The organism is Streptococcus sp. 27098_8_75 (assembly GCF_041432475.1).
GTDB lineage: Bacteria > Bacillota > Bacilli > Lactobacillales > Streptococcaceae > Streptococcus > Streptococcus gordonii.
Genome location: NZ_JAPVZR010000001.1, coordinates 369393 through 385457, shown reverse-complemented (window position 1 = coordinate 385457; position 16065 = coordinate 369393). Strand labels below are relative to the sequence as shown.

16 protein-coding genes are annotated in these 16065 nt (G+C 40.0%); 13 read left to right on the top strand and 3 right to left on the bottom strand.

All coding sequences use genetic code 11. The features are described from left to right. Positions 1-85 precede the first annotated feature (85 nt). The 5 genes from O3640_RS01780 to O3640_RS01760 all read left to right on the top strand — a co-directional run bounded on the left by O3640_RS01780 (position 86) and on the right by O3640_RS01760 (position 4670). Positions 86-832: a LysR family transcriptional regulator gene (locus O3640_RS01780; protein ID WP_371586535.1), complete on the top strand. Its 747-nt coding sequence runs from the start codon at positions 86-88 to the stop codon at positions 830-832. A 99-nt stretch (positions 833-931) separates the two neighbouring features. After that, positions 932-1339 (top strand): polyketide cyclase, encoded by a 408-nt coding sequence (locus O3640_RS01775; protein ID WP_371586534.1) that lies wholly within the window; start codon positions 932-934, stop codon positions 1337-1339. Positions 1340-1596: 257 nt separating this feature from the next. Next, positions 1597-3036 carry an APC family permease gene (locus O3640_RS01770; RefSeq protein ID WP_195321556.1) on the top strand — a complete coding sequence of 480 codons (1440 nt, stop codon included), beginning with the start codon at positions 1597-1599 and terminating at the stop codon, positions 3034-3036. Between the two features lie 143 nt (positions 3037-3179). Continuing rightward, the gene (locus tag O3640_RS01765; RefSeq protein WP_195321554.1) at positions 3180-4019 is read left to right on the top strand and encodes a mechanosensitive ion channel family protein; all 840 of its coding nucleotides are present in this window, start codon (positions 3180-3182) and stop codon (positions 4017-4019) included. Positions 4020-4055: 36 nt separating this feature from the next. Beyond that, positions 4056-4670 carry a DUF4352 domain-containing protein gene (locus tag O3640_RS01760; RefSeq protein ID WP_195321552.1) on the top strand — a complete coding sequence of 205 codons (615 nt, stop codon included), beginning with the start codon at positions 4056-4058 and terminating at the stop codon, positions 4668-4670. 80 nt (positions 4671-4750) lie between these two features. Here O3640_RS01760 and sstT read toward each other — a convergent pair whose 3' ends face one another. Further along, entirely contained in the window at positions 4751-5965 is a 1215-nt protein-coding gene (gene sstT, locus O3640_RS01755) for a serine/threonine transporter SstT (RefSeq protein WP_195321550.1), read from the bottom strand. A gap of 381 nt (positions 5966-6346) precedes the next feature. On the opposite strand from sstT, the gene O3640_RS01750 reads away from it, so the two are divergent. From O3640_RS01750 to O3640_RS01735, 4 genes are all read left to right on the top strand, one after another. Beyond that, positions 6347-7249 (top strand): DUF2268 domain-containing protein, encoded by a 903-nt coding sequence (locus tag O3640_RS01750; protein ID WP_195321548.1) that lies wholly within the window; start codon positions 6347-6349, stop codon positions 7247-7249. 62 nt (positions 7250-7311) lie between these two features. Continuing rightward, complete coding sequence (locus O3640_RS01745) at positions 7312-7680, top strand: EXLDI protein (protein WP_227955231.1); 369 nt, start codon at positions 7312-7314, stop codon at positions 7678-7680. A gap of 260 nt (positions 7681-7940) precedes the next feature. Beyond that, on the top strand, positions 7941-8945 hold the full coding sequence (locus tag O3640_RS01740; protein ID WP_371586531.1) for an NADP-dependent oxidoreductase: 1005 nt from the start codon (positions 7941-7943) through the stop codon (positions 8943-8945). 16 nt (positions 8946-8961) lie between these two features. Then, positions 8962-9606: a TetR/AcrR family transcriptional regulator gene (locus O3640_RS01735; RefSeq protein WP_195321482.1), complete on the top strand. Its 645-nt coding sequence runs from the start codon at positions 8962-8964 to the stop codon at positions 9604-9606. A 148-nt stretch (positions 9607-9754) separates the two neighbouring features. On the opposite strand, the gene O3640_RS01730 is transcribed toward O3640_RS01735, so the two are convergent. Both O3640_RS01730 and gdhA read right to left on the bottom strand, forming a co-directional pair. Continuing rightward, positions 9755-10240: a GNAT family N-acetyltransferase gene (locus O3640_RS01730; protein ID WP_195321484.1), complete on the bottom strand. Its 486-nt coding sequence runs from the start codon at positions 10238-10240 to the stop codon at positions 9755-9757. Positions 10241-10270: 30 nt separating this feature from the next. Further along, on the bottom strand, positions 10271-11617 hold the full coding sequence (gdhA, locus tag O3640_RS01725) for an NADP-specific glutamate dehydrogenase (RefSeq protein ID WP_060970713.1): 1347 nt from the start codon (positions 11615-11617) through the stop codon (positions 10271-10273). 235 nt (positions 11618-11852) lie between these two features. On the opposite strand from gdhA, the gene O3640_RS01720 reads away from it, so the two are divergent. From O3640_RS01720 to O3640_RS01705, 4 genes are all read left to right on the top strand, one after another. Further along, the gene (locus O3640_RS01720) at positions 11853-12791 is read left to right on the top strand and encodes a dihydroorotate oxidase (RefSeq protein WP_060970712.1); all 939 of its coding nucleotides are present in this window, start codon (positions 11853-11855) and stop codon (positions 12789-12791) included. 163 nt (positions 12792-12954) lie between these two features. Next, the gene (msrB, locus tag O3640_RS01715; protein ID WP_082307235.1) at positions 12955-13890 is read left to right on the top strand and encodes a peptide-methionine (R)-S-oxide reductase MsrB; all 936 of its coding nucleotides are present in this window, start codon (positions 12955-12957) and stop codon (positions 13888-13890) included. An 84-nt stretch (positions 13891-13974) separates the two neighbouring features. Then, the gene (locus O3640_RS01710) at positions 13975-14661 is read left to right on the top strand and encodes a DUF4947 domain-containing protein (RefSeq protein WP_268723044.1); all 687 of its coding nucleotides are present in this window, start codon (positions 13975-13977) and stop codon (positions 14659-14661) included. A gap of 91 nt (positions 14662-14752) precedes the next feature. Continuing rightward, on the top strand, positions 14753-16024 hold the full coding sequence (locus tag O3640_RS01705; protein WP_082307234.1) for a TRZ/ATZ family protein: 1272 nt from the start codon (positions 14753-14755) through the stop codon (positions 16022-16024). Positions 16025-16065: the final 41 nt, after the last annotated feature.

Below are 16065 nucleotides of genomic sequence, written 5' to 3'. Positions count from 1 at the left end.
CTATTGACAGTATAAATGATTTATATCATGTTGAATAATACTTAAAAATGATATAATTATCATAAAAAGTGATAGGGTGTTTTAAATGAATTTTAATGATATGAGCATTTTTGTGACAATCTATGAGACAAGGTCAATAAACAAAAGTTCAAAGATCTTACAATATGCGCAATCTAATCTCAGCGCTAGATTGAAGGTGCTTGAAACTGAATTAGATACGAAATTATTTTACAGAAAATATAATGGTTTAATTCCGACAGAAAGTGGAGACTTATTTTATCAATTTTGTAAGGAAACTTCTAACAATTTAGAGAAATTAAAAAAGAAATGTGAAACCTCAAAAATATCCATCTTAATTTCAGAATTGTTATTCAATCACGATATTAATAATTCACAAACAATTGATTTGGATAAAAGTGAGATTAATATCCAAAAAACTTCGGATATACCAATCATTGCTCATCAGGAAGAATTTGATAAAATTTTTTGCTTTCAAAAAATTGAAAATTTAAAGCATTATGATGAGACTATCGGACATATTGAGTCAGTTTATGCTTGTTCGAGTAGCATAAAGGCTACTGAGGAAATGCCTATATTTGTTAATAAAGATGAAAATTGTCCTTTTAGAAAGCAAAGCTTAATGAAGTTTGCTCATTTAAAATCAGTTGTAGAAATTGATTCTTTTGAAAACATTATCAGCTTAGTTGAGGACGGGAAAGGAATCGCACTATTGCCTAAATGGTTAAATAAGAGAGCGAATATCAGGCCATACGACCAAGACATCATTCTTATCCCATTTTATCAGTATGAAAAGAAGAACCAAAGCAGGTAGCTCATTTAGAAGAAATGCTAATGCTAGAGTGGAAAACCATTTGACAATTTTTGTAAATACACTTATAATAAGTGTACATATTATAAAGGAGATTTTGTAATGGAATTTAGTTTTAGTTTAACCATAAAAGCAGCAAAAGAAGATGTATGGTTCTACTATGAAAATATTGAAAAGTGGTATGACTGGGAAGAAGATTTAAAAAATATTACATTAAATGGTGGATTTAAGACAGGTTCTTGTGGGATGATGGAACTCGAAGGTATGCCCCCAATGGAATATCAGCTGACACTTGTCAAACCCTTTGAGGAATTTTGGGATAAAACAGCGACTCCGTTTGGAGATATCCTTTTTGGACATCAGATCATCGAGAATAATGATGGCACTGTAAATGTTAAGCACACCGTAGCTTTAGATAGCAAAGATCAGCAACATTTAGGATTTTTAAGCCAAGTTTTCTCAGATGTTCCTCAATCGATTTTTATTTTAAAAAATTGTTTGGAAAAATAAAAGAATTCTCTGCTTAGCTAGGGAATTCTTTTATTTTTTCTAAATGTTGAGAAGGGATCAGCAAGAGGTACAGATGATTTATTGTTCTTTTTATGCTCTTCTTTAATGGAAAAAATGAAACAGAAACGAAATATGAAAGCGCTTTATTTTATTTTTTAAAGTGTTATAATAACAGTGAAATATATTAACAAGTTATCCAACTGCTGCCTCTATTTGAGAGACAAAAGAGCTTTTAACGATTGGAAGGAGGAAATCGTATGGAAGAAAAAGATTCTAAGCAGTTAAGTTGGCTCATGATAGCCTTGATAGCCTTTAATATTGTTTGGGGCTTAGGCAATGTCGTGAATAATTTTGCTCAGCAGGGAATTGTCGTGATCACTTCATGGATTCTGTTGCTGATTATCTATTTTATTCCTTACACATTAATGGTTGGGCAGTTAGGTTCAACATTTAAGGATAGTGAAGGTGGGGTTAGTGACTGGATTAAGTTTACCTCTACCAAACAGCTAGCTTTTTTTGCGGCCTGGACCTACTGGGTTGTGCAGATACCATATTTGGCTCAAAAACCTCAAACAATCTTAATTGCTTTAGGATGGGCCTTTCAAGGAAATGGAAGGATTTTGGATAGTCTGTCCATGCCCATGATTGTCTGCCTTTCTTTACTAACTTTCCTTCTCCTTTTGTATATTTCGACCAAGGGTTTGAAAGCCTTGAAATTTTTGGGAACATTAGCCGGTGGAGCCATGCTGGTCATGTCGGTTCTCTTTATTCTAATGGCTGTTGGTGTGCCATTGATTAAGCCAGATCTACAATTGGCCACTCAACATATGGACCAGTTATCGACTTATATTCCAAAATTTGACTTCTCCTATTTTACAACGATTGCACTCTTAGTCTTCTCAGTAGGAGGAGCGGAAGCTATCTCTCCTTATGTTAATAAAGTGAAAAATCCTGCAAAGGGCTTTCCAAAAGGCATGATAGCCATGGTTGTCATGATAGGAGCCTGTGCTATTTTAGGCTCTCTTGCCATGGCCATGATTTTTGATAGCAACCATATCCCAGACGATTTGATGAGGAATGGCGCCTACCAAGCTTTTGCAGTTTTAGGAAAGCATTGGGGAATAGGCAATTTCTTAGTTACTATCTATGCTCTTACCCAAGCAATAGGACAAGCGTCTACACTAGCCATTTGTATCGATGCGCCTCTACAAATCTTTTTGGGTAGCGCAGATAAAGATTTTATTCCAAGCTGGTTGCGTAAGCGTACCAAGTCAGGAATGCTGATTAATGGCTATCTTTTAACAGGGGTACTAGTAGCAATTATCATTATACTGCCACTTTTTGGTTTGAAGGAAATCGATGGTCTGGTCGTATGGATGACCAATCTCAATGCTATCGTTTCTCCCATGTGTTTCCTTTGGGTATTTGTAGCTTATATGTTCTTGTATCGTAAATGGGACAAATTTAAAAACGTTGAATACAAATTTATGAAAAATCGTAGACTAGGTTTTCTAATGGGGGCTTGGGGATTTGCCTTTACGGCCTTTGCTTGTATTCTGGGTATGGCTCCACAAGTCAAGATGGCAACAAATCCAACTGAGTGGTGGTTCACTCTCATCACGAATATTATCACTCCGATAGCCCTCTTGGGTCTAGGCTTGCTTCTGCCTATGGCTGCACGTCGAGAGAAGAAATAAAGAAAGTTGGGACAAGTCAAAGGACTGTCCCAGCTTTTTTTAAGATGTCTTAGGGATCTAGCCTTTTTCAAGTATGGGCTTTGTGTTATAATAGATTATATTTCTTCTGGTACTGGAATAAATGTGATTGTATGAGGTAAGCAATGTTTTTTTCAAGCAATATTTTTTCTCGTTATTTTAAGCAGTTTGATTGGACGGCTATTTTAGATGATGCTATTTCCAAGTTGATTTCTCTGCTCTTTTTATTTATTTTATTTTACATTGCCAAGAAGCTTCTTCATGTCTTCGTTAGAAGAATTATCTCCCCATCCTTAAAGTTTTCCAGTACTGATATCGCCAGACAGAAAACCATTAGTCGCTTGATAGAGAATGTTCTTAATTATGCCCTTTATTTTCTTTTGATCTATTGGATTTTATCCATTTTAGGTTTGCCAGTTTCTAGTCTTTTAGCTGGTGCAGGGATTGCCGGAGTAGCTATTGGGATGGGTGCGCAAGGCTTTTTATCGGATCTGGTCAATGGCTTCTTTATTCTTTTGGAACGCCAGCTAGATGTGGGCGATAGCGTTCGCTTGACCAATGGTCCTATCAATATAGCGGGAACAGTCGTTAGTGTTGGGATTCGAACAACTCAGATTCGGGATGCAGATGGCTCGCTTCACTATATTCCTAATCGCAATATTATGGTCGTCAGCAATCTTTCGCGCGGAGATATGCGGGTTTTGATTGATATTCCGATTAATGCACAAACAGATTTAGATAATATTGCTCGTGTGATTGAGAAAGTCAACCAAGCATCCCTTAAAGATTATCCTGAAATTTTACAAGAGCCAGATATTTTGGGACCTCAGTTAGAAGAAAATAGCCAGTTTGTTTTTCGTGTTAGCATGATGGTTCAAAGTGGGACTCAAACTAAAATTTACCATTCCTTTTACAGACTTTATCATGAAGCTTTACTAAAGGAAGGCATTGATTTGCCAAATTAATATTCTAAAGCTAGTCCTTTAGACAGAGGAGAAAATATGAAACATGATCCCCCACACGAAATGATTGATGCCGATGGGAATCTCTATCAAATTAAGAAGCCTTTACATAAACAGCCATTATTTTGGACCAGTGTCATCAGTTCTGGCTTGGTCATCATTCTATCTTTGGTAACAGTTGTTTTATTGCTCATTAATTTCAGCCTTTCAGAGGATAGTTTGAAGATAAATGGTAAGATGGATAGTTCAAATCGAGCTTACGATTATAAAAATGAGCATCCTAATCATTATTTTGGCGATGCTGTCTTTTTTCAAAATGGAACTAAAATCACTGTTCAGTCAGCAAAGATGGATACTAGTAAAAAGATGAGTGACGATGCTACTGGGGTTGCTGTTGTTGTGTCTGTAAGGGTTAAGAATACTTCCAATCGGAGGATATTATTAAATCCCTATAATTTCGACTTATATGATGAAAAAGGAAATCTTTATATTTTAGATGGTTCTACCTTTGACCATGCTCAGGTAGGGATGGATTTAATTCCTGGGAAGACGATTAGCTTCGACTTAGTGTTTGATGGTGAGCAGGGGGATGAGCATTCCTATACCGTAACTTATGGTGAAGATAAGTGGATGAAGCCCAAATCAAAAAAATAGCGATCATTTCAATGAATCAACTAAAAATAAATAAAAACCCCAAACTTTCCTGTCGATAGGATGAGCTTGGGGATTTTTTATTAGCGATTTTCTTTAGGCCAGTTTCTCATTTCTGCAACAGCAGTAAAGAGGACATCTGTAGAGGAGTTCAAGGCAGTTTCGCAAGAATCTTGAATGACCCCAATCACGAAGCCAACACTAACGACTTGCATAGCTAAATCATTAGAAATACCAAAGAGGCTACAAGCAACAGGAATCAGTAGAAGAGAGCCACCTGCAACTCCAGATGCACCGCAGGCAGAGACAGCCGCAACGATGCTCAAGACGAAGGCAGTAGCAAAGTCTACTTGGATTCCCAAAGTATGAACAGCAGCAAGGGTCAAAGTATTAATAGTGATCGCAGCACCAGCCATATTGATGGTGGCTCCCAGAGGAATCGAGACAGAATAAGTTTCAGGGTTTAGATTTAAGTCTCGACAAAGTTTCATGTTAACAGGAATATTAGCTGCAGAACTACGTGTAAAGAATGCTGTAACACCGCTGACTCTGAGGCAACGCCAAACAAGAGGATAGGGGTTTTTTCGAAGCATGGCAAAGACAATCAGGGGATTGATGATCAGGGCGACAATCAGCATAGTGGCAATTAGGACTAAGAGCAATAAACCATAACTTTGTAGAGCCTGAAATCCCTTGCCAGAAATGGTAGTGTAAACCAGACCTAAAATCCCGAAGGGAGCGAGGTTGATGATCCATTCGACGATTTTAGAAGTAACTTCAGCTGAGGTTCGAAGCAGATCCTTGCTGTGATGACTCGCTTCGCGCATGGCAATCCCAAAAACTACAGCCCAAGAGAGAACGCCAATATAATTAGCTGAAATAAGAGCATTGAGGGGATTGTCAACCAGCTTTAGCAAGAGGTTACTTAGAACTTGTCCGATGCCGTCAGGAGGTGAGAGGGACTGTTTAGCGTCTGCCAAATCAATTTCAAGCGGAAAGACGAAGCTCACAAGGACTGAAACAAGGGCAGCAGCAAATGTCCCCAACAGATAGAGCAAAATCACTTTTTTCATATTGCTCTTTTCCCCCTTCTTCTGCTGTGATAGGGCATTGGCAACAAGGGCAAAAACCAAAAGAGGGGCAATTGCTTTTAGACCGCCAACGAAAATTTCCCCCAATAGGCCAATTGCTGAGGCTTGGGGAAAGAGGACGGCTAATAGAGCACCACAGAGGATGCCTAGCGAAATACGTTTAATAAGATTTGTTTTTTTCCAAGTAAGAATTATTCGATGAAGCATGGCTATTCCTTTCGTTACGATAGAAAGTCTGCTCCAACAGTTAAAGAAATTGCTGAAGCTTGGCTGTAAGAAAGCAGAGCTCTCTCATTGATAGATAAATTAGTTCAATGGCTTTTTAATTGCCCAGAAAGCAGTAAAAATCATACTCATTAGATTCGTATTATCTGAACGCGCCACAGAGTATTTCTCCATTATACAATAGAAAGCTAGTGAAAGCAATGCTGGTCCTAGCTGGTCATTCCCTATATTCCCTAAAATCTACAATTGGAAGTAGCTGATTTCATAAACGATAAGACAATTTTAGAAAAGTTTTAAATCTTTTTCTTGACTCTGACCTTAGAGGAGGGTGTATAGTAATACAAGATAAGAAAGGAGATTATTATGCAAATCAATATGATTCGTTCAGATAAAGTTTATCAAGAGATGCTCGAGCTTCCTTTAGAAAAGAGAGAAGGTTGCTTTCGAGCGAAAATATTAGCACCTTTTGCAACCAAATACCAAACTCAACATATTCCTCTGAAAGCAAAGTATCCTGGAGGATTTGATGCTCTTTTCCTACTTGGCTTTATGAACCAGCTACCCAGCTCTCTGTCAGAAAAGGATAGACCGGCTATTGATGCTCTGAGCTCTGATCAACTCTGGCAAAATTGTCAAGATACCATCAAGAGGAGTATCGGTCTTTTTGAGCAAGCTGGCTATGATTTAGAGGTTGAGGATTACTATTTTACTATTTTGTTAGGCAATCCAGAAAAGCCCATGCTACAGCTCAATAAGGGTTATAGCGGAGATGGAGGAATTCCGGGCTACCTCATGCTTAGTCTGCTACCGAATGACTATACTTTGCCACGTGTGCAGGCAGCTCTGGCCCACGAGTGCAACCATAATGTCCGCTTCCAATTTATCAAATGGAACCAGCAGACGACACTAGCAGACTGGGTAGTCAGTGAAGGATTGGCAGAGTCTTTTGCTGCTGAGCTCTATGGCAAAGATCTCATTGGGCCTTGGGTTACTTCAACCAGTTCCGAGCAGTTAGAAGAGATTAAGCCCATCATCTCAAGTCAGCTTCAGCTAACGGGAATGGCGGAAATGGCTCCTTATCTCTACGGTGATGAAATTGCAGAGATACAGGGTCAAATACCAGTTGGAATGCCTTATGCTGCAGGCTATGCTTATGGCTATCATCTGATACAAGCTTATCTGAAAAAGACTGGAAAGAGCATTATTGAGGCCACAGTAACACCGACGGCAGAGATTTTAGAGGCGACTAAAGAATTTTGGAAATGACGCTTTTGCTTGAAAATCTGCCAGAACCTGATATAATGTAGGTGATTTCTGGAGGTATCAGTATGCATTATAAAAGAGTAGAATTGAAAGTCACAAATCAAGGTATCCATGAGCGCAAAATTTTTCAAGGGGTTAAGATTTTCAGCCGCAGCAAGCTGTCCAAAGATCAGAAAAGCATTCTGACGCAGAAGGTTTATCTGACACCCAAGCAAAACATTGTTTACTATCAACGGGCAGATATCAACTATGACCAGAACTGGCATCATAATAAGGACTACTACGAACTAACTTATGGCCAGTTGGACAGAGAGACTGTTTTTAAGGTTTGTCAAGATTTTGACGACCTGAGTCCTTTTCTGGAGAATGAGCTGCTGGAGAAGCTAAAAGAAAAGCAGTCAGCAGGCACATTTTTTGAAAAATTAGATATATAAAAATCCGACTGCTTTTATAAGCAGTCGGATTTCTTTGAGTTATAGTTTAATAATCTTTCGTGAGGAAATATAGAGCTATTGAACCGGCAGTTTTTTTTTACTTACCAAGATACTGAAATTGGATCCATTTTTATCATGAACAGCTAACTTAGTTAGAAGTTGTGGGAACACTATAGTTGACATCTTTGAAGAATAAGCGTACAATCAAGAAAATGATTGAGTGCTCACTCAATTTATGGATAAGTAAAGGAGTTCATAAAATGGTTGTTCAAGCAATACAATATAGTCGTTTCGGTGATGAAGAAGTGCTAGATTTGGTGAACATTAAATCTGATGTTTTGGAAGTGAATCAAGTTAGGGTAGAAGTTCATGCTGTTGGTTTAAATCCTATTGATTATAAGACTTTTGAGGGGGCAAAGCCACTTAGATTTTTATCTTTTATGACGAAACTAAGGCATCCAAGTCGTTGGTTTGAGTCAAAATCATCTCTTTTTCCAAGAGGTGTTGGTCGGGATTTTGCTGGAGTTATCACAGAAATCGGTGAAGGAGTAAGTCGGTTTGCAGTAGGGGACAAGGTTTTTGGAACAATGATCAGTGACCCTGGATTGGGAACCAAGAGGGGAGCTTTGGCAACAGAAGTTTGTGTCAATGAATCGGAAATTGTATTGAAACCAGATATGATTGATATGAATCATGCTGCTACTATGGGGGTAGCCTCTTTAACAGTGGGAGGTGCTTTTAGAAAGATTGAGCTAAACTCTAAAGATGTTGTAGTTATTTCAGCAGCATCAGGTGGTATTGGAAGTATCGCAGTACAGTATGCGGTTGCTAAAGGTGCGACAGTTATTGGAATTGCAAGTAAGAAAAATTCAGAATATCTGAAGTCTTTAGGTGCTATACCAGTAGCTTACGAAGAGAACATCCAGGATGCTCTTCTATCAGCAAGTCCAAAGCCGATTACAAAATTCTTGGATTGCTATGGAAGTGATTATGTTAAATTGGCTTTCAGTTTGGGATTGAAGGCCACGGCTATTGGAACGCTAGTACCTTCACCATATGTTATGGTAAAAGGTGCCCAGTTCACGGGTCCGAGACATTCCACTTATGATGATTTGAATATTCTAGCGGAAATGATCTCAGATGGGAAGGTTCGGCTGAATATTGATCAGGTTTATGATTTTTCTCTAAAGTCTGTTAGAGAGGCATATCGTAGTCTGAAGTCGGGACACACTCGAGGTAAGAAAGTTGTAAAAGTAAGAGAGTAGCAGAGAGGTACCAGCAATGGAAAGTTTAGAACAAAAGTATGCTCAGACGTTAGAAAATAGCAACTTGAGTTTAAAACAACGTCAAGTATTATTATCAAGTCTAAAGCTATTTTCAGAAATTGGCTTTGAAAACACAACAGCAAGCCTTATTGCCAAGGAGGCTGGGGTTTCAGAGGGGACAGTTTTTAGTTACTTTAAAACCAAGGAAGGAATATTAGAAGCTATTCTGTCAACTTTTCTCGAACAAGTTATTCCAGATGTGATTGCTGATTTTTCTGAGAAGAAATTTACAGCAAACCAAGAGAGTTTTCCAGTGTTTTTGAGAAGCATTGTTCGAGATAGACTAGTTTTCATTCAGGAGAATCAAATGCAAGTTAAAATTCTCTTGAGTCGTTCTTTTATTGATAAAAATATTTCTGACCAGTTAGGGAATGTTATTATTCACTCTATCATTAAGCCAATTAGTCCAGTTCTGAATCAGTTTAAAGAAAATGGTGTTATCCGAGATTGGTCAAATGAAAGAATTGTTCGTTATATTCTAGCCTTGAGTCTTTCTTATGTTATTCCAATGATGTTAAATGATAAGGAAGATGTGAACATAGATGAAGCAGTAAACGAAATTGTTGAATGCCTATCTTCTGTCTTAGTAGAAGTAAAATAAATCTTGATTTTTAAGCTTACTATTAAAAATAGTGAGCTTTTTTGAAACCAATATAAAAATCCCCAATCAGAGCGATTGAGGATTGAACAAATGAATTTTAAACAATACCTTTACTATCATAGCATTGGCTACATTAGTATACTGCCATCTATTCATCTGATGAGAGGGATTTTATCATCCAGATATTCATAGCTGGGTGGCCGGCGGCGTTAGAAAGTGCTTGTTTCAATGCTGTAAAACCATAGTGCTGATAGATTGCCACAGCCGTAGCCAGTTCAGTAGAGGTTTCTAGATAAAGCTGTTCATAACCTGCTAGGCGGGCTTCCTGGAATATCCGCTTTATCAACTGGCTGGAATAACCTTTGCCACGACTATTTTTAGTGACATACAGTTTTTGTAACTCAGCAATCTTATCAGACACAGGTGCAAAGCCACCACATCCAACGAGCTGCCCTTCATCTTCCAAAACAAAGTAAGCTGACCTCTCTTGATGATGATAATAGTCGGCCAAATGATCTAGATGAGAATCAAAGTAGACAGTTCCAGGTTTGTCAAGCCCGAATTCTTCTAGGCTAGCTCGAATGAGTTGTGCTACAGCTGGATTGTCTCTCACTTCCATTGGCCGTAAGTTCATGATTGACCTCCGATAGGATCTATCGATTAATTAAACTAATCCTTGTGCAATCATAGCATTTGCTACGTTTTCGAAGGCAGCGATATTTGCTCCTGCAAGGTAGTCAGTACCAAGACCGTATGTTTCAGCAGTTGTTTTAGCAGTGTTGAAGATGTTTGTCATGATGTCTTTGAGACGGCCATCAACTTCTTCACGAGTCCATGAGAGGCGAAGGCTATTTTGGCTCATTTCAAGCGCAGATACAGCTACACCACCAGCATTGGCAGCTTTGGCAGGTCCGTAAAGGATTCCGTTTTCTTTGTAGACTTTAATCGCATCAAGGTCACTAGGCATGTTGGCACCTTCAGATACACAGATAATACCTTGAGCAACTAAGCGTTTAGCTGCTTCACCGTTGATTTCGTTTTGAGTCGCACATGGAAGAGCGATGTCGTAGTTACCAGCGTAAGTCCATACAGAACCTTCATGGTATGTAGCAGTTGCTTTTTCAGCTGCATACTCAGTCAAACGAGCACGGCGTTTTTCTTTAACATCTGTAAGAAGGTCGAAGTCGATACCATTTTCATCGATGACATAGCCATTTGAGTCAGATACAGAGATGACAGTAGCACCGAGTTCAGTTGCTTTTTGAAGAGCGTATTGAGCTACGTTACCAGAACCTGAAATAACCACTTTCTTACCAGCAAAGCTGTTACCGTTAGCTTTGAGCATTTCTTCAGTATAGTAAACCAAACCATAACCAGTTGCTTCTGGACGAATCAAGCTACCACCAAATCCAAGAGGTTTACCAGTCAAGACACCAGCATCAAATTGGTTAAGACGTTTGTATTGTCCGTAAAGGTAACCAATTTCACGTCCTCCAACACCGATATCACCAGCAGGTACGTCAAGAGATGGTCCGATGTATTTTTGCAATTCAGTCATGAAGCTTTGGCAGAAGCGCATCACTTCAGCATCAGTCTTCCCTTTAGGATCGAAGTCTGATCCACCTTTACCTCCACCGATTGGAAGTCCAGTCAAGACATTTTTAAAGATTTGTTCGAAACCGAGGAATTTCAAGATCCCTTGGTTTACAGTTGGGTGGAAACGAAGTCCGCCTTTATATGGTCCAACAGCTGAGTTGAATTGAACACGGTAACCACGGTTGACTTGTACTTTGCCTTCGCGGTCTACCCAAGGAACACGGAAGCTGATAACGCGCTCAGGCTCAGTGATACGTGCCAAGATATTTTCTTCGATGTATTCTGGGTGTTTTTCGAAAACGGGCTCCAGAGTGCTGAAGAATTCCTCAACCGCCTGGAGAAATTCAGCCTCATGCCCGTTACGAGCTTTCACAGTTGCAAACACGCTTTGGATATATTCTTTAGCAGATGTCATATCGTTCTCCTTTTTGTTGTTATATTTTATTACATGAGCCATTATAGCAGAATTTTTTTGGGGTGTAAAGAAAAAAGTTGAATTTTCTGAAAATTTGCAAAACTATCTTTCGGATAGATTCCCGAACGTTTGTTAGAAAATTCCAGTTTAAAAAGCGAAAAAGCGGAGTTTGGTGATATAATGAGGAAAAAGAGAAAGAAGCATTAGTCTTCAGAAGAAAAAGGAGCGTTTTACTATGGTTTCGACATCGACAAAGATTGCTAGTTTTGCATTTGACAACTGCCTGATGAATGCAGCTGGTGTTGCCTGCATGACAAAAGAGGAACTGGCGGAAGTCAAAGATTCTGCTGCGGGGACCTTTGTGACCAAGACAGCGACGCTGGAATTTCGTCAGGGAAATCCAGAACCGCGCTATCAGGATGTTCCGCTGGGGTCTATCAACTCCATGGGTCTGCCTAATAATGGTTTAGACTACTATCTGGACTACCTGCTGGAACTCCAGGAAAGTGAACCGAATCGTACCTTCTTCCTCTCTTTGGTCGGTATGTCGCCAGAAGAAACCCACACCATTCTTAAGAAAGTGCAGGCAAGTGACTTTAAAGGCATTACTGAGCTCAATCTCTCCTGCCCCAATGTCCCTGGCAAGCCACAGATTGCTTATGACTTTGAAACGACGGAAAAAATTTTGTCAGAGGTTTTTGTTTATTTCAAAAAGCCCCTAGGCATTAAGCTGCCTCCTTATTTTGATATTGTGCATTTTGACCAAGCCGCTGCGATTTTTAACAACTATCCGCTCAAGTTTGTCAATTGTGTAAACTCGATCGGAAACGGTCTTTATATAGAAGATGAGTCAGTGGTCATTCGTCCGAAAAATGGTTTTGGAGGTATCGGAGGTCAGTACATCAAGCCGACCGCTCTAGCCAATGTCCACGCTTTTTATCAACGCCTTAAACCAGAAATCCAAATCATAGGTACTGGTGGTGTCCTGACGGGACGAGATGCCTTTGAGCATATCCTCTGTGGAGCCAGTATGGTGCAGGTAGGAACAACCCTTCATAAAGAAGGTGTAGCAGCCTTTGAGCGCATCACCTCAGAACTCAAGACTATTATGGAAGAAAAAGGCTATGAAAACCTAGAAGATTTCCGTGGGAAATTGAAGTATATAGAGGAATAATCTTCTATACAAGCGTTATTGTGATTTGAAATGAAGAACATGGCTGGGTTGATTGTCAATAAGACCCAGCTTATTCATATTATTTTGAAGAAAGTTCTAATCAAATTGCTATAATTTCGACTCCTTTTATGAGAAAATAGACGCAAAGAAATGAGGTGCTTTTATGGCAGAAATTTATTTAGCAGGCGGATGCTTCTGGGGATTGGAAGAGTACTTTTCCCGCATTGAGGGTGTGGAGGAAACGACAGTGGGCTACGCCAATGGGCAGGTGGAATCAACCAACTATCAGCTGATTCATCAGACAGACCATGCAGAGACAGTTCATCTAATCTATGATGAAAAGAGGATTAGTCTGCGGGAAATCCTGCTCTATTATTTCCGAGTTATTGATCCTCTGTCGGTCAATAAGCAGGGAAATGATGTAGGACGCCAGTATCGGACAGGTGTTTACTATACCAATCAAGCCGATAAGGCGGTCATTGAACAGGTCTTTGTTGAGCAGGAAAAGCAGTTGGGACAAAAGATTGCTGTTGAGTTGGAACCTTTGCGCCACTATGTCCTAGCCGAGGACTACCATCAGGATTATCTCAAGAAAAATCCCGGTGGCTACTGTCATATCAATGTCAATGACGCCTATCAGCCCTTGGTCGATCCTAGTCAGTATGAAAAACCTACAGATGCGGAACTGAAAGAACAGTTGACGCAAGAGCAATACCAGGTGACCCAGCTCAGTGCGACAGAGCGTCCTTTCCACAATGCCTACAATGCCACTTTTGAAGAAGGAATTTATGTTGATGTGACGACTGGGGAGCCCCTCTTTTTTGCCGGTGACAAGTTTGAGTCTGGCTGCGGCTGGCCTAGCTTTAGTCGGCCTATTGCCAGAGAAGTTCTGAGATACTATGAAGACAAGAGCCACGGCATGGAGCGGATCGAAGTGCGCAGCCGTTCTGGCAATGCCCATCTGGGGCATGTCTTTACTGACGGTCCAGAAACAGCAGGTGGCTTGCGCTACTGTATCAACTCAGCAGCTCTGCGATTTATTCCAAAAGAAAAAATGGAAGCAGAAGGATATGCTGATCTGCTTCAACACATGAAATAAAAGGCCGTTAGGCCTTTTTTTCTGAGCGTTGACAAAAGTTTTTAGATAAGGGATAATGATCATAATAAAAATGAGGAGTGAAAGATGAAATTAAAAAGATTTTTGACGATTTTACTTACTATTTTAACGATTATCACTCTAACTGCTTGTAAATCTAATGGTAAAGGGCAGGCTAATTCGAATAAACCAACTGAAGAAAGTTCAAGCTCAAAATCAGAAGAAAAGACTAAGTCAACTAGTAAAGAAGAGAAAACTAGTAAAGAGACTCAGTCGTCAAGTAAGGAAAGTGGAGAGAAGGATAATTCTGGATTCTCAGAAAAAAGGGAAGCTTCGGACGAAGGAGACCAGTTAGCTCCAAAAGATAAAATCTATGCAAAAGGACATGGAAGTGTATCTTACAACTCTTCTGACGGGCAAATTAAAGCTCAAGTGCCTAGTTATGAAGGCTATACTGAGGAAAAAGTCAAAGAAGCACTAGGTGAACCTGAGGCAGTGATAAGGGATCCAAAATACCTCACTGGAAACTTTAGAAACCAAGAAATTAAAAACTTAAAATCATTATATTTAGACCAGCATCTTACAAAAGAGCAACTGAGCGCCTTTGGTGCTGCAGTAGCGGATGTTGCAGTCGGAGTTGGACTGGCTGGGGGAGATGAATCTGCTAACAGCTACGTCTTATATAGTTACAAGAAGAATGAGGTCTTCCTCGTATTTTATAAAGGCCAATTATTATATATTACACCGGACCCTGCTTATCTTAGTTTTGACTAAACTACAAGAATCCCTTGAACTATTTTATAAGGCTTGTTATAATAGCTAAAATCTCCTGAGTGCAAGTATTTAGAAAGTGAGGATATATCAGATGAAAGCCTATATAAATGTCAATCTGGTGACCTGTGATAGCGAATTTCATGTTTATCAGGAAGGCCTGCTTGTGGTGGAGGACGACCGCATTGCCTACTGCGGCCCCTATGACCAAGCATGGTTAGAGAAATGTAGTGAAACAGTGGACTATGAAGGAGCTTGGATTATGCCAGGTTTGGTCAACTGCCATACTCATTCGGCCATGACTTTGCTACGTGGGATTCGTGATGATAGCAATCTGCATGAATGGTTGGAGGATTATATCTGGCCAGCAGAGAGCCAGTTTACAGCAGAAGTAACCACTAAAGCAGTTCAATTTGCTCTGGCTGAGATGTTGCTATCAGGAACAACGACATTTAATGATATGTATAATCCTCATGGGGTAGATATTAAGCAAGTTTATCAAGCCGTCCGTCAGTCGGGGATGCGCTGTTACTTCTCTCCAACCCTCTTTACTTCGCCAGCGGAAACAGCAGAAGAGACCCTGATTCGTACGCGGGCTATTATCGAGGAGATTCTCTCCTATGATGACAAAAATTTTCAGGTCATGGTGGCCCCTCATTCCCCCTATGCCTGTGATGAAGATTTGCTAAAGGGCAGTGTAGATTTAGCGCGTGAGTTGGATTTGAGGCTTCATATCCATGTAGCAGAGACCCAAAATGAAAATAAAATTATCCTAGAACGCTACGGTAAACGTCCTCTGGCTTTCTTGAAAGATCTGGGTTACTTGGAGCAACCAGCCATTTTTGCTCACGGGGTTGAGCTGAATCCGTCAGAGATTGCGGATTTAGCGACTTCACCAGTCAGCATCGCCCACAATCCTATCAGCAACCTCAAGCTGGCTTCTGGTGTGGCTCCGGTGACCAACTTACTAGCTGCTGGTGTGACTGTTGGCCTCGCAACAGATTCTGTCGCTTCTAACAATAATCTGGATATGTTTGAAGAAGGTCGGACTGCTGCTCTACTTCAAAAGATGCGGGTAGGTGATGCAAGTCAGTTTACGATTGATCAAGCCTTGAAAGCACTGACGATTGAGGGTGCTAAAGCGCTGGGCTTGGAGGACAAAATTGGTAGTCTGGAAGTGGGCAAGCAAGCTGATTTCATTGCTATTCAACCAAAGGGGCGGATTCACCTTTATCCTTTGGAAAATATGCTGTCACATCTTGTGTATGCTGTTAAGGGGAGCGACGTTCAGGATGCCTACATTGCTGGCCGGCAGGTTGTCCGAGATGGACAGGTTTTGACAGTGAATGTCAATATAGAAGATTGATTTTGAGAAGAAAATAGAGGCTGCATTTGCTTTCAGTCTCT

What these genes read in the sequence shown, in the direction of transcription:
- O3640_RS01740 (WP_371586531.1), top strand. Translation starts at nt 7,941, where the DNA reads ATGGTTGTTCAAGCAATACAATATAGTCGTTTCGGTGATGAAGAAGTG.
- O3640_RS01770 (WP_195321556.1), top strand. Translation starts at nt 1,597, where the DNA reads ATGGAAGAAAAAGATTCTAAGCAGTTAAGTTGGCTCATGATAGCCTTG.
- msrB (WP_082307235.1), top strand. Translation starts at nt 12,955, where the DNA reads ATGGCAGAAATTTATTTAGCAGGCGGATGCTTCTGGGGATTGGAAGAG.
- O3640_RS01775 (WP_371586534.1), top strand. Translation starts at nt 932, where the DNA reads ATGGAATTTAGTTTTAGTTTAACCATAAAAGCAGCAAAAGAAGATGTA.
- O3640_RS01710 (WP_268723044.1), top strand. Translation starts at nt 13,975, where the DNA reads ATGAAATTAAAAAGATTTTTGACGATTTTACTTACTATTTTAACGATT.
- O3640_RS01750 (WP_195321548.1), top strand. Translation starts at nt 6,347, where the DNA reads ATGCAAATCAATATGATTCGTTCAGATAAAGTTTATCAAGAGATGCTC.
- O3640_RS01720 (WP_060970712.1), top strand. Translation starts at nt 11,853, where the DNA reads ATGGTTTCGACATCGACAAAGATTGCTAGTTTTGCATTTGACAACTGC.
- O3640_RS01730 (WP_195321484.1), bottom strand. Translation starts at nt 10,240, where the DNA reads ATGAACTTACGGCCAATGGAAGTGAGAGACAATCCAGCTGTAGCACAA.
- O3640_RS01705 (WP_082307234.1), top strand. Translation starts at nt 14,753, where the DNA reads ATGAAAGCCTATATAAATGTCAATCTGGTGACCTGTGATAGCGAATTT.
- O3640_RS01765 (WP_195321554.1), top strand. Translation starts at nt 3,180, where the DNA reads ATGTTTTTTTCAAGCAATATTTTTTCTCGTTATTTTAAGCAGTTTGAT.
- O3640_RS01745 (WP_227955231.1), top strand. Translation starts at nt 7,312, where the DNA reads ATGCATTATAAAAGAGTAGAATTGAAAGTCACAAATCAAGGTATCCAT.
- O3640_RS01760 (WP_195321552.1), top strand. Translation starts at nt 4,056, where the DNA reads ATGAAACATGATCCCCCACACGAAATGATTGATGCCGATGGGAATCTC.
- gdhA (WP_060970713.1), bottom strand. Translation starts at nt 11,617, where the DNA reads ATGACATCTGCTAAAGAATATATCCAAAGCGTGTTTGCAACTGTGAAA.
- O3640_RS01735 (WP_195321482.1), top strand. Translation starts at nt 8,962, where the DNA reads ATGGAAAGTTTAGAACAAAAGTATGCTCAGACGTTAGAAAATAGCAAC.
- O3640_RS01780 (WP_371586535.1), top strand. Translation starts at nt 86, where the DNA reads ATGAATTTTAATGATATGAGCATTTTTGTGACAATCTATGAGACAAGG.
- sstT (WP_195321550.1), bottom strand. Translation starts at nt 5,965, where the DNA reads ATGCTTCATCGAATAATTCTTACTTGGAAAAAAACAAATCTTATTAAA.